We start from the raw sequence: 13,350 nt of genomic DNA on the forward strand, positions 1-13,350 counted from the left end.
GTCTCCTTGTTGTGCGAATGGCGGGCCTATCCGATGATTACTTACTTCGGTGGTGTGTATCGGCTGAGCCAATCATCGAAACGCACGGCGCCGATGCGCGCGTTCTCGCCGGGCACCAGCGTTCGATCGTCGATTGCCACTTGGCCGTAGTAGAGCGCGCCGGGATCCGGGACGACTTTGCGCGGGTCGTTGGTGGCCTTCAGGAAGCGCTCGACAAGTTCGCTCATGCGAACACGCTCCGGGCCGGCAATTTCGATCATGCCGTTCAACGGCGCGGCAAGCGCGACGTCCGCCATCGCATCGGCAACATTATCGGCCGCCATGGGTTGGAAGTAGGCCGGCGACATATGAATGGTATCCCCGACGGCGCCCGTGTTTGCGATGGCGGCGGTGAATTCGAAGAATTGAGTGGCGTGAACGATGGTGTAGGGAATTCCGGACTCCCTGATCAGCTTTTCCTGAAGCAACTTGCCGCGGAAATAGCCCATGCCCTGCAGCCGGTCGGTACCGACGACCGACAGCGCCACGTGATGACGGACGCCGGCGGCCGTTTCGGCGGCAAAAAGATTACGCCCGGATGCCGAGAAGAACTCCAGGGCAGCCTTTTCCTCGAACGACGGCGAGTTCGCGAGGTCGACGACGACCTGCGCACCGGCAAGCGCGGCCGCCAGACCCTCTCCAGTAACGGTGTTGACGCCCGAATTCGGCGACGCCGCAAGTACGTCGTGGCCTTTGTTTCGCAGTCTCTCCACGGTCTTTGAACCGATCAGCCCGGTTCCGCCGATGACGACGATCTTCATGTCTAGTCTCCTGGTGTTGCGTGTCTATTTTCGTTGCTCGATCGGATGCTGGGCGTTTCCGGCCTGCTACTGACTGACCGATGCAGCAGCATCCTCGATGAGTGACGTGACCTCGTCGGGATGCGAAACCATGAGCGCGTGGGACGCACCCTCGATGACGACGGTCTTTACCGCGTGCGCACGCTCGGCCATGAAGCTCATGACGGCTGCCGGGATGTTGCGGTCATCCGAGCCGTAGATCATGTAGGACGGCAGCGTCTTCCATGAGGCGACGCCCGAGGCTTCAGCCAGAGCCGCCTGCGCAACAGGGCGTTGAGTGGCAGCCATCAGCAAAGTCTGCTCTTGCGGAACGTCGGCGGCGAACTGGGCGCGGAACTTGGCCGGCTCGATGAAGAGGTCTTGTCCGCCGTCCGGCAACGCGACGGGAGCAAGCGCGCTCCCCAAGGTGCTGCCGGGAAACATGCTGGACAACGCAAGGCTCGATTCGCCGGTATCCGGCGCGAAACCCGCCACGTAGACCAATGCCTTCACATTGGGATTGCCATTGGCGGCCTCGGTGATGACAGGCCCGCCGTAGGAATGCCCCACCAGCACGACCGGCCCGGAAACCGACCGGATGATGGCTGAGACTGCTTTCGCATCGCTGGCAACGCCGCGGAGCGGATTAGCCGCGGCTATCGCTACATAACCGTCTTTGCTGAGCTTGGTGATGACTGCATCCCAGCTCGACGATTCCGCGAAGGCGCCGTGCACCAGTACGATCGTCGGCTTGGGCTGAGAATTCGCGGCCTGCGCCATCCCGCCGCCCGACGCGGCAAGCGCTGCGGTGAGGGCCAGGACTCGAGTTATGTTTCGCATTTGCTTTCTCCCGTGTGGCCTGTGGTGACCAATGCTCAGGAGCATGCGCCGACGCGGCCCGCCAACCTATTGTGCGGAAGGGTCTGTCATACAATGCCAAGGTGCAGGGTAGGTCACCAAGGAGATCAGGTGCCCTGCAGCATGATTGAGGTATCTATGCGGGGTGTGCATTGTCGGCGGTCGCCGGAACAGACACTGAGGGCGCGCGGCCAGAGAGTTGTGTTTGCAAGACGCCGCTGCCGCCGTGGCGAGAACCTGGCGCGGTCGATCCGTTGAGCGCTGGTGAGCCGGCCGGATCGAACACGGCGGCAAAGCCTCCTCTCGTCAACGACATAGTTCCTGGCCTTCGGCCCGCATCGCCCAATGCCTTGGTATGGGTCAAACAGCCGGACCGGCGTTATTCGCCAGTCTATTGGCGCGACATCGCAGTCGTGGCTCAGAGCACTGCCATCCCGCCGTCGACCCGCAGATTGATACCCGTGACGAAACTGCTCGCGTCCGAGGCAAGGAACAGGGCGGCTTTTGCCAGCTCTTCCGGCTGCCCCATCCGGCCCAGGGGTATTGCCTGCGCCATCGCCTTTTCAAACAGCCCGCGCTGCTCAAAGGGTACGCCTAGCTTATCGAGAATAGCCGTATCCACCGGACCTGGGCTGAGCACGTTGACCCGGATGCCGCGAGACTTCAGTTCGATCGCCCAACCGCGCGCAAAGGCATTTATGGCCGCCTTCGAGCCCGCGTAAACAGCATGACCGTCCAGAACCTTCTCGCTGGCCAGCGAACCTGTGAGGATGATTGCGCCGCCATTCCGCATGACCGGAATCAGCTTCTGGACGCCGAAGAAGACGCCTCGCGTATTGACGGCAAATTGCGCATCATATTCTGCCTCGGAGACGTCGGCCGAGTGCGTGATGGTGTTTATGCCGGCGTTCGCCATATAGATGTCGAGCGCCCCGAACCTCTGGCGGATCTGCCGCGCTACCTCGTCATGGTGCGACACGTCGGCCACATTTCCCTGAATGCCCAGCGCGCCTGCCCCGATCTGTGCGACCGCTTCCTCGACCGCCTGCCGCCGGCGGCCGGTAATGACGACTTGCGCGCCCTCGGCCGCAAAGATTTTTGCAGCCGATAGTCCGATCCCGCTGTTTCCGCCGGTGACCACCGCGATCTTGCCCGAGAGTACGCCCATGTCGTTCCTGCCTTCGAAAAATAGCGCCGGTGCTGCTGCGATAGTCGCAATTGCTGGCCAAGAAAATTTCACGCCGAATTGAGACCGCCAACATGAGCGGCAATCGCAAACGGCTACCGATTGATAAACTCCCGGTGCTTAGCCAGTTTGACGTCTTGGAGAGCGCTTTGGCCTTCAAGGCAGAACAAGCGCGCGGCGGCGACCCCCGACAGCGCGACGTAGTGTCGAACGCCGGCGATCGCCTCCGCGCTGCACAGGCGCAGTTGCCCGAATGGCAGCCCTATCGCAGCATATGTTTCGCGCCTTTGCCAGCGCTCTAACTCGATGGCGCAGTGGTTCGGTTCCACAATCCGGGACATGAGCCGACAGAACCGGCATTCAGGCCACCACTCGGCTATGCGAGCGCACAAGGTTTGACCTGGCGCGCCACCCGAAATGCGGTTCAGGGCGCGCGAAATACTGCCAAAGGTGGTCATCGGCGGCTCCAAGGATTGCGGAGAACATGCGGTCGTGACTGAGGGTGTGCTATCCTTTGATGAAGGCGAGCAGGTCAGCATTGACCTGATCTTGGTGCGTGGCCGTGATCCCGTGGGGCGCGCCGGGGTAATAGATATCCTTTGCGCCTTTGATCAATCGGGCCGACTTGACTGCCGAGTCCTTGACGGGGACGATCTGATCGTCTTCGCCATGCAGGACGAGGGTTGGTACGTCGAACTTCTTGAGGTCCTCGGTAAAATCGGTCTCGGAGAACGCCTTGACGCTTTCGTACGCGTTCACGAGACCCGCCTGCATGCTCCAGAGCCAGAACTGATCCAGAGTCCCCTGGGAAACCTTGGCGCCCGGTCTGTTCGCGCCATAAAACAACGGTGCGAGGTCCCGGTAGTACTGCGAACGATCCTTGACGAGGCCAGCCCTTATGCCGTCGAATACCTCGATCGGCAGACCTTCCGGATTGGCCGGCGTTTTCACCATGATCGGCGGAACAGCGGCGATAAGAACAGCCTTGGCCACCCGCTTCGTCCCGTGCCGTCCGATATAGCGAGCAACCTCGCCTCCTCCGGTGGAATGGCCGACCAGCGTGGCGTCCCGGAGATCCAGCGCCTCGATCACGGCTGCAAGATCGTCCGCATAGCCGTTCATGTTGTTGCCGGACGTGGCCTGGCTCGATCGGCCATGGCCGCGCCGGTCATGCGCAACGACGCGAAAGCCGTTATGGGCAAGAAAGAGCATCTGGCCGTCCCAGGCGTCGGAATTCAGCGGCCAGCCGTGCGAGAACGTGACGACAGGACCCTTGCCCCAATCCTTGTAGTAGATTTCGGTGCCATCCTTGGTCGTGATGGTGCTCATCGTCTTGGTTCCTTTGATTGAGGGGAAAGCGGGAAGGTTTTGTTTTCGGCTCGTTGCCGAAGCAGCGCGGGGCAGTCCGGCGGCAACCGTAGAGATCAGGCCTGCCAACAAGACATCGCGGCGAGATCCGCCGACGGAGAAAAGTCCGTCTTTGTTCATCATATCCATCCATGTGCTTTGAGCATCCTGCTCACCATCACGACCGTCGAGTCGGCCTGTGCGGTCGCGTTCGGGGAGGAGCGAGCGAGGAGCGGTAGAAACGCGACGGTCGTGATGGCTTGCGAGGAACAGGATGCATCGATCCGGGCCGCGAACCTATTCTACGGAAGCATCTGTCATACGATGCCAAAGTGCAGGGCAGGCACGCCGAAGATAGGGCCGGGCTGAGGCAAGCTCTTATAGACACACGTCAATTTAGGCTTGGGTAGCGGCGCGGGGACCGACGCGGCATGGCCGGGGTCAGTTGCTGTTGCATGAAATGTTGCGAGTTTGTCGGTCAGACTGGCGCCGCCAAAGGGCGCCGCTTAGTGGTAACCAATGTTTGGCGCGGGCCTTGCCGCGAAACACCAACAGGACCACCGATGTACATCGGGATCACCCGCAGCAGCACGAGCGTACCAACAGGCAGGAGGCCTGGGCGCGCTGAGAAAGCACCTGAAATGGCCGGGCGCGCCGGGCGATCCTATTAGATGGGGCATGGATCGGCTTGTGCCAAATTCTAGACCTCGCGCATCGGCGCGGGCAGCGTTTCCCACGCCCGGATCAGCTCACCGATGGAAGCGGCTTCCATCTTGCGCATGACATTGCCGCGGTGAAGCTTGACCGTCACTTCACTGATGCCGAGGTCGAAGGCGATCTGCTTGTTGAGGCGTCCGCGCGCCACTTCACGCAGGACCTCGCGCTCGCGCGGCGTCAGCGTCTCGACGCGCTCGATGTTGCGCTTGACGATCACGGCATCCGCCCGCCGCTTGGCATCCACCGCAATGCCGGCGATCACAGCGTCAAGCAGCGTCTGATCCCGCACCGGTTTGGTGAGAAAGTCCACGGCGCCGGCCTTCATCGCCTGGACAGTCATCGGGATGTCGCCATGCCCGGTCAGGAAGATGATGGGTTTGGGGTTGCCGTTTTTCGCAAGATGGTGCTGCAGATCGAGACCGCTCGTCCCCGGCATCCGCACGTCGAGGATCAAGCAGCCGGGGCTCTCCAACACGTCGGCGTCAAGCAATTCACGGGTTGAGGTAAAGCACACCGGCAGGAAACCCGCCGACAGGATCAATTCAGACAGCGCCTCCCGAACAGAGGCATCATCATCGACAATAATGACCAGCGGCTGCTCGGCTTCAGCCCTTCGCTGCTGTGATGATGGCGTCGATCTCGGTAAGGGCAATTGGTCAACTCTCATGTTTAGCCTCCGTTTCTGGGTTGCGTAAAGCGTCGCCGATCGCCGCAAGCAGTGCCTGGCCATCGAACGGCTTGCGGAAAAGCCCGCCAATGCCCTTGGCGCGGTGCTGATCCACTATCTCGTGGCGGCCGGTGATCAGGAACACAGGCAGGTCCGGACGCGCCTTCTTGACCAAGTCACGAAGTTCAAAGCCGTCCATGCCGGGCATCCCGATGTCGGTGATAAGCATATCCAATCCAGACAGGCCGCTGACCAGCAACGCCCCCGCCGACGAGAAGCTGCGGGCCACATAGCCGGCGGACTCCAGAAGGTCCTCCAGCGACTCGAGCAGTCTTGGGTCATCGTCGACAATCGCCACGACAGGCCTCCGCTTGCTCACGCTCAGCTCCCCCCTGCCCGGCGCGAGTGCGTGATCGGTATTCCCAATCGCTCGGCGATGCGCACGAGGTCGGCGAGCGACGCCGCGACCATCTTCTGCATGACGTTCCTTCTATGAATTTCCAGCGTAACTTCGCTGATCCCCAGTTCAGCGGCGGCCTGCTTGTTGAGCAAGCCGCTGACCACCAGCGGCAGCACCTCACGTTCGCGCGGCGTCAGCTCGAGATAACGTTGCTTCAACACGCCCAGCTCGGCGCGCTCCGATCGCTGTACCCGATCCTGGGCAATCGCCGCATGGATTGCGGCCATGAGGTCTGCATCGCTGAAGGGCTTAGTCAGGAAATCCACGGCGCCGTGCTTGATCGCACGCACCGAGGACGGGATATCGCCATGTCCCGTCAGGAAAACGATCGGCGGATGATCGCCCTCGGCAATCTGCCGCTGCAGATCGAGGCCGTTAATATCCGGCAACTCGATATCGAGGATGAGGCAGGCAGGGACGTCCGGCTTGTCAGCGCGGATATAATCGCCCGCCGATCCGAACGCTACGGCACGCATGCCATGTGCGGCCAGCAGCTCACTGAGCGCCTCCCGGATGCGTTCATCGTCATCTACGATGAAGACAATTTGGCCGTCCGTCGTCATGACGCCGCTTTCGCTTCAATCGGCAACGTGAAGATAAACGTCGCTCCACGTGGTTCGTTCTTCTCGACCCATAAACGCCCGCTGTGCGACTCGATGATCGAACGGCAGATCGCCAGTCCCATGCCCATCCCTTGCTCTTTCGTGGTAAAGAACGGTTCGAATATCCGGTCGGGAAACTCGACGCCCCGGCCGCGATCTCTGACTTCGGTCTGGACAACATCCCCGATATGGCGCACGCGGATGCTGATAACTCCGTCATCCGCACCAGAGTCCATCGCCTCCATGCCGTTGCGGATGAGATTGACCAGAACCTGCTGGATTTGGACGCGATCGAACGCGACTAGCGGAATGTCGCTTCCGACATCAACGCTGATGCGAACGCCCCGCCGCATCGCTTCCTCGGTCACGAGGTCGCGTGCCTCTGCGATGACACTGCTGAGCGTCGCATTGGTCCTCGTCTCGGTGGATTGCTTGAACAGCGCGCGAATGCGGCCGACGACGTCCGCCGCCGAATTGGCGTCCCGTATAATGCGCTCGGCCGTAATCTTCGCGCGTTCGACGTTCGGCGGGACGGCGCCCAGCCAACGGTGGCATGCATGGGAATTGGCGACGATCGCGGCCAGCGGCTGATTCACCTCGTGCGCGATCGAAGCGGAAAGCTCGGCGAGACTTGCAGCCTGAGTGGCTTGCGCGAGTTTGTCGGAGGCTTGTCGCAGCGCTTCCTGGGCGCGCACCTCTTCGTCGATGTCGAGGGAAACCCCGTACCATTGCACAACCGCCCCGTCTTCATCACGCCGCGGCTCGACCCTGCACTCCGCCCAGCGATAGCCATCTGTTTCGCGCCAGCGAAACCGCATCGCGGAACCGCCGCCTGTTTCGAAACAGCTCAGCAACGTTCGCAGCACCTCGGGAGCATCTTCGGGATGAACCAGTTCTTGCAGCAATTCCTCGATGCGCGGCTCTCCGAGTGTTTCGAAATTGGCGATGACGGCGCGGAAATGGTCCTGGTATCGCTTGTTGAAGTAGACCGGCCCGCCGGTCGGCACCGCGCTCCAAATGCGGACCGGCACAGCGTCGATCATCTGCTGAAGCTGCAATTCGCTCCGCCGCAGGGCCTCTTCGGCTTGCATCTGATCGTCTATGTCGTGACAGAGGCCGTACCACTGCGCGATCAGGCAAGCGTGATCGCGCATCGGCTCCGCCCGGCTCGACATCCAGTGATAGATGCCATCGGCGCGGCGCAAGCGATACCTCATGGAGAAGCGCCCACCGGTGGCGAGGCAGTGACTGAGCGTATCGCCGAATGCTGCTGCGTCGTCCGGATGGACGATGGCCGCTATCATCGCCGCCAGCCGGCTGATGCCCTGTTTGTCCAAATCCGTTACGTCAAGGCCGAGAAAGTCGACCATTCGCTTGTTGAAAAAGGTCGGCTCGCCGTCCGGCGTCAGGCGCCAAACGTGGCTCGGAACCATGTCGACAAGCTGCGAGAGCTCCCGCTCCCGGTCGCGCAATGCCTCCTGCGCGCGCACCTCATCGTCGATGTCGATGCTGGCCGTGTACCATTGCACGATCGCCCCACTCTGGTTCCGCAGCGGCTCGGCGCGGCCCTCCCTCCAGCGGTACACGCCGTCCGCGCGACGCAGGCGATACCTTATGGGATAGGGTTCGCCGGTGGCGAGCGAGCGGCTGAGCCATTCTCTCATCCTGGGTCCATCGTGGGGATGGACGGCTGCCGCGACCACGGTCGCCAGGCGGCTCGTGCCCGGCTCGTCCCAGTCCGCGATGTCGTTGAGGCCGATATAGTCTGTCGTGCGCTTGCTGAAGAAGGTTGGTTCGCCGTTGGGCGCCATGCGGGCGATGTGAGCGGGGATCATTTCGACCAGCAACGAGAGTTCTCGCTCCCGCTCCCGCAAGGTCTCCACACTTTGGCGCAAAGTGAGCACCGCCGCCTGATGCTGCCTGGAAATGGCGGCCACGACGAGCGCCGAAAATGCAGAGATGGCCAGAAAAAGCTGCAGCATGATCTGGTTGTGCTTCTGGGACTCGGGATCGCCGGCAAATTGGCTGGCGCCGGATATCGTGAATACCGCCGTGATCAGAGCGAGGACGGTCAATGCTACGGCGGCGCCTCGGAACTCAAAGCGCACCGCGGCCCAAAGAAGAGGCGGCATGATGATGTAGGCGAAGGGCAGATAGCCGCTCAAGGAAAGGGCGGCGATACCAAGAAAGATCAGCCCCAGGACGCAAGCTTCCATCCACCGCGCCACCGAGAGCTGCGCCTTGCCGCGCCAGTTCTGGAACACGACCAGCGCCAGTGGCGCTACGATCAGGACTCCCGTCGCGTCTCCGATCCACCACAGCGGCCAAGCCGTCGCAAAGGTTTGCGATTGTATGCCAAACCACGAAAGCGCCGCACTTCCCACCGTCGCGCTTGCAACTGGCGCAACTCCAGCGGCCAGTGCGACGAATGCGAGAACGTCCCGCAACGTTTCCAGCCGAACTGGGCGCTTGCAGGCCTGGTTCACAAGCCATGCGCCGGCCACCGCTTCAAGAGCGTTGCCGGCAAAGATCAGGAAGGCCGCGGGCAGCGGAGTGTGGAACCACAAGAAGTTGCTGAACAGTTCTGCCACACAGGCCCCCAGCACCCACCACGGCCAGCTATACCTGGAGGCGAAGACAAGCGTAGCGATGAAAAGCCCGCTCGGAGGCCAAATGGAAATCCCTGTTCCAGGTATGATTGCGAGCGACTGGGCGAAGCCGCAGCCCAGGACATAGGCCGTAATAAAAAGCCCCAGATGTAAGAATTGGGGACGGTGCGACCAGACGCGCGACAACCTGCCTCTTTCAAGATCGCTGATCATGTTGCCGCGAATCAGGCCCGGTTCATTCGTCGCGAAAGATCGGCCACTTCCCGGTCCGGATCGGTCCAAGTCATGCGTTAACGCGCGCGTTGCGCTGGAATCGGTCTCGCCAAGTGAGTTGGGCGCTATCGTCATCGGGTGCCCCTGACGGACAAACAAACTCTGGAGATTGTCGGCGCTTCGTGTAGCACGTGCTCTTGATAGCTGGACTGGGCTGACGGACTCACGTAGCCACCCTAATCCCGCCACGCCCCAACCGCACCTCATGGAAATCCATGCATTGCACGGGCGGCGGCGCCCCTTCACCGAGAGCCGAAAAAACCAAGCGCTTACTGAGCGCCGCCAGTTATTGCGCAGCTTTCGCTTCAACCGGGAGGGTGAAGAAGAATGTCGCCCCACGTGGCACGCTATTCTCTGCCCAAAGGCGTCCGCCGTGAGACTCGATGATCGAACGGGAGATCGCGAGCCCCATGCCCATTCCGTTCCCTTTCGTTGTAAAGAACGGCTCGAATATCTTGTTGGGACGTTCGATACCCGGGCCTCGGTCGCGGACCTCGGTCTGGATCGTGTCCTCTATCCGGCGCACGCGCATTCCGAGAACCTTGTCGCCCGCCGTGTTGTCCATCGCCTCCATGCCGTTGCGAATGAGGTTGACCAGGACCTGCTGAATCTGGACGCGATCGAACGCAACCAGCGGAAGGTTGCTTTCGACGTCGATGTCCATGCGAACGCGACGCCGCATGGCTTCCTCGGCCATAAGGTCACGTGCTTCGGCAACGACGCTGGGGATCGGTGTGCTGGTTCTCATTTCAAGCGAAGGTCTGAACAAGGCACGGATGCGGCTGACGACATCCGCCGCCGAGTTGGCATCGCGGATGATACGCTCGGCCGTGATCTTCGCGCGCTCGACGTTCGGGGGCTCGGCGGACAGCCAACGGTGGCATGCGTTGGAGTTGGCGACGATGGCGGCCAGCGGCTGGTTCACCTCATGAGCGATGGATGCGGAGAGTTCGGCAAGGCTCGCCGCCTGGCTCGCACGCGCAAGTCTCTCTTGTGCCAGCCGAAGCTCCTCTTGTGTCCGCACCTCATTTTCGATGTCGAGGCAGATAACGTTCCACTGCACTATGGCGCCTTCAGCGTTGCGCATCGGCGCGGCGCGCGTCTCGACCCAGCGATATTCACCATCGAAGCGCCGCAGACGGTGCCGTCGCGCATACGGCTCGCCTGTGGACAGGCAATGGGCATATCTCTCTTTGACACCTGTCAGGTCGTCGGGATGAACACCGGCGTCGAGTGTGCCAGCCAGCCGGGACTTTCCCGCTTCGTCCAATTCCTCAAGATTGTATCCGAGGAATTCGCGGAGCTGCTGGCTGCGATATATCGGTTCGCCATCCGGCGCGGCGCAATCGATCATTGCCGGCAGCGTTTCAACGAGCTGCCAGAGAGCGCGTTCTCTCTCGCGCAGCGCCTCTTCGACGCGCAGCTGATCGTCGATGTCGTGCGTAAGGCCGTACCATTGGACGATGCGTCCACCCTGGTCCCGCAGCGGCTCCGCGCGGCCCTCCATCCAACGATAAACGCCATCGGCACGGCGCAGGCGATACTTCATGAAGAAGCGCTCGCCGGTGGCAAAGCAGCTGTCGAGTGCTTCCTTCAGGCTGGCTGCATCGTCGGGATGGACGACGGTGGCAATGAAGGCCGCCAGCAGGCTCGTGTCCGGCTTTTCCGCGTCCGCTATGTCCAGGCCGAGAAAATCTATCAGGCGCTTGTTGAAGAAGGTCGGCTCACCGTTGGGAGACAGCCGCCAGAGGTAGCTCGGAACCATGTTGACGAGCTGCGAGAGCTCTCGTTCCCGGTCGTGCAACGCGGCTTGCGTGGTCACCAGGTCATGGATGTCGACGCTCACGCCGTACCATTGGAGAATGCTGCCATCTTCGTCGCGCAGCGGCTCGGCGCGAGTCTCGGTCCAGCGATAGCCGCCGTCGGCCCGCCTCTGGCGATATCTCTGAACGTAAGGCACGCCCGTTGCGAATGAATGGCGGATCGCCTGCCGTGCGGTGTCGATATCGTCTGGATGGATCACGCTCAGCGACGGCGACCCGTCCGGGGCGGTGATGTCGTGGAGCGTGGCCCCGGTTACATCGGTGAACCGTTTGTTGACGTAGGAAGGCGTCCCTTCCCGTGTCGTACTCCAGATCAAAGCGGGCACGGTGTCGATCAGCTGCTGAAGGCGCCGCTCACTTTTGCGCAACGCCGCCTGCGCGCGCACCTCATCGTCGATGTCGAGAGAAACCCCGTACCACTGCACGACCGTTCCGTCGTCATCGCGTCGCGGCTCGATCCTACACTCAGCCCAGCGATAGGTGCCGTCTTTTTCGCGCCAGCGAAACCGCATAGCGGAGCCGCCGCCAGTTTCGAAACAGGTCAACAACGTGCGCTGCACCTCGGGCGCATCTTCGGGATGAATCACCTCGTGCAGCAACGTTTCGATGCCCGGCTCGCCGAGCGCATCAAAGTTCGCGATAACGGAGCGGAAATGGTCCTGGTATCGCTTGTTGAAGTAGACCGGCCCGCCGGTCGGCATCACACTCCAGATGCGGACCGGCACGGCGTCGATCATGTGCTGAAGTTGCTGCTCGCTCTGCCGCAACGCCGCTTCGGCGTGCATCTGATCGTCTATGTCGTGACAGAGGCCGTACCACTGGACGATGCGGCCAGCGTCATCGCGCATCGGCTCCGCCCGGCTCGACATCCAGCGATAGACGCCATCGGCACGGCGCAGGCGATAGCGCATCGCGAAGCTCGCACCGGTAGCGAAGCAACCACGGAGTGCATCGCCGAATGCTGCCGCGTCGTCCGGATGAACGGCGGCCTGTATCATCACCGCCAGCCGGCTCATGCCCGGTCGGTCCAGATCCGCTACATCGAGGCCGAGAAAGTCGACCATGCGCCCATTGAAGAAGATCGGCTCGCCGTCGGGATCGAGCCGCCAGATGTGACTCGGGACCATGTCCACGAGCTGCGAGAGTTCCCGCTCCCGGTCGCGCAATGCTGACTCGGCCCGCTTCTGGTCCTCAATGTCTATTGTCGTGCCGTACCATTGAACGATGCGCCCCTGGCTATCGCGAAAAGGTCGTCCTGAGCTTCGAAACCAGCGATAGACGCCATCGGCGCGCCGCAGGCGATGCTCGGTATCATAGGGATCGCCGGTTTCGAGGCAATGCCGCCATCTGGCGGCTACAGGATCATAATCGTCGGGATGGATGGCTCGACGCCAGCCGAACTCATCGTTGTCTTCGGAAGTGTTGAGACCCTCATGCGTGTTGCCGAGGAACGCCAGCGTGTTTGGGCTGACATAGGTGAATCTTCCGGCGGCATCGGCTGCCCACGCGTGGCCGGGCATGCTCTCGATGATTTGCAGCGCAAGCGTTGCTTCGGGGTCGATTTCGCCAAGTGAGTTGGACGCTGCTGTCATTGGCTTCTCCTGTCGGACAAAAAAGCCTGGGGACGGTCAGCGCTTGATATAGCACTTGTTTTCAATATCTGGACAGGCGAACTCACCGCCTAAATCTAGTTCCGCCATGCCTCGGCTGCATCTCATGGAAATCCATGCATTGCGCGGAGATATCGCCGCTACGGGGGCCCTAACGATGGCCTCGCGCGAGGAGCGACGCGGATCGATGCATCAACACCTACCACTGGGAATACGAGCCGGACAGGTAAGACGCTACCGCTCGTCGAAGCAGACAGCAGCCACATCGCGCCTGCGAAGAGCAGAATGCCAAATGGCGCAAGCGTGATCAGGCGCATCCCGGTCCTTTGGATGACGAAGCCGGACAACAGAACCTGATCGGTAGTTCGTACTGAACCTCA

Annotated in this window: 10 protein-coding genes; all 10 read right to left on the minus strand. The window is 61.6% G+C overall.

Features of this window, described 5'->3' with window-relative positions; translation table 11 throughout:
• Nucleotides 1-41 precede the first annotated feature (41 nt).
• The 10 genes from NKJ55_RS10485 to NKJ55_RS10530 all read right to left on the minus strand — a co-directional run bounded on the left by NKJ55_RS10485 (nt 42) and on the right by NKJ55_RS10530 (nt 12,952).
• Nucleotides 42-800 (minus strand): SDR family oxidoreductase, encoded by a 759-nt coding sequence (locus NKJ55_RS10485; RefSeq protein ID WP_352449837.1) that lies wholly within the window; start codon nt 798-800, stop codon nt 42-44.
• Between the two features lie 66 nt (nt 801-866).
• Nucleotides 867-1,658, minus strand: a complete 792-nt coding sequence (locus tag NKJ55_RS10490; RefSeq protein WP_352449838.1) for an alpha/beta fold hydrolase — start codon at nt 1,656-1,658, stop codon at nt 867-869.
• A 436-nt stretch (nt 1,659-2,094) separates the two neighbouring features.
• Nucleotides 2,095-2,844 (minus strand): glucose 1-dehydrogenase, encoded by a 750-nt coding sequence (locus NKJ55_RS10495; protein ID WP_352449839.1) that lies wholly within the window; start codon nt 2,842-2,844, stop codon nt 2,095-2,097.
• A 113-nt stretch (nt 2,845-2,957) separates the two neighbouring features.
• The gene (locus NKJ55_RS10500; protein WP_352449840.1) at nt 2,958-3,320 is read right to left on the minus strand and encodes a hypothetical protein; all 363 of its coding nucleotides are present in this window, start codon (nt 3,318-3,320) and stop codon (nt 2,958-2,960) included.
• Nucleotides 3,321-3,369: 49 nt separating this feature from the next.
• Complete coding sequence (locus NKJ55_RS10505; RefSeq protein WP_502904473.1) at nt 3,370-4,350, minus strand: alpha/beta fold hydrolase; 981 nt, start codon at nt 4,348-4,350, stop codon at nt 3,370-3,372.
• A gap of 559 nt (nt 4,351-4,909) precedes the next feature.
• Nucleotides 4,910-5,593 carry a response regulator transcription factor gene (locus NKJ55_RS10510; RefSeq protein ID WP_031211078.1) on the minus strand — a complete coding sequence of 228 codons (684 nt, stop codon included), beginning with the start codon at nt 5,591-5,593 and terminating at the stop codon, nt 4,910-4,912.
• Nucleotides 5,583-5,972, minus strand: a complete 390-nt coding sequence (locus NKJ55_RS10515) for a response regulator (protein WP_023716983.1) — start codon at nt 5,970-5,972, stop codon at nt 5,583-5,585. The genes NKJ55_RS10510 and NKJ55_RS10515 overlap by 11 nt, the downstream gene beginning before the upstream one ends.
• A 2-nt stretch (nt 5,973-5,974) precedes the next feature.
• Nucleotides 5,975-6,616: a response regulator transcription factor gene (locus NKJ55_RS10520; protein WP_352449842.1), complete on the minus strand. Its 642-nt coding sequence runs from the start codon at nt 6,614-6,616 to the stop codon at nt 5,975-5,977.
• The gene (locus NKJ55_RS10525) at nt 6,613-9,450 is read right to left on the minus strand and encodes a sensor histidine kinase (protein ID WP_352449954.1); all 2,838 of its coding nucleotides are present in this window, start codon (nt 9,448-9,450) and stop codon (nt 6,613-6,615) included. The genes NKJ55_RS10520 and NKJ55_RS10525 overlap by 4 nt, the downstream gene beginning before the upstream one ends.
• Before the next feature lie 373 nt (nt 9,451-9,823).
• Complete coding sequence (locus NKJ55_RS10530) at nt 9,824-12,952, minus strand: PAS domain-containing protein (RefSeq protein WP_352449843.1); 3,129 nt, start codon at nt 12,950-12,952, stop codon at nt 9,824-9,826.
• Between the last annotated feature and the right edge of the window lie 398 nt (nt 12,953-13,350).

It is taken from the genome of Mesorhizobium sp. M0106 (assembly GCF_040322715.1).
Classification (GTDB): Bacteria; Pseudomonadota; Alphaproteobacteria; order Rhizobiales; family Rhizobiaceae; genus Mesorhizobium.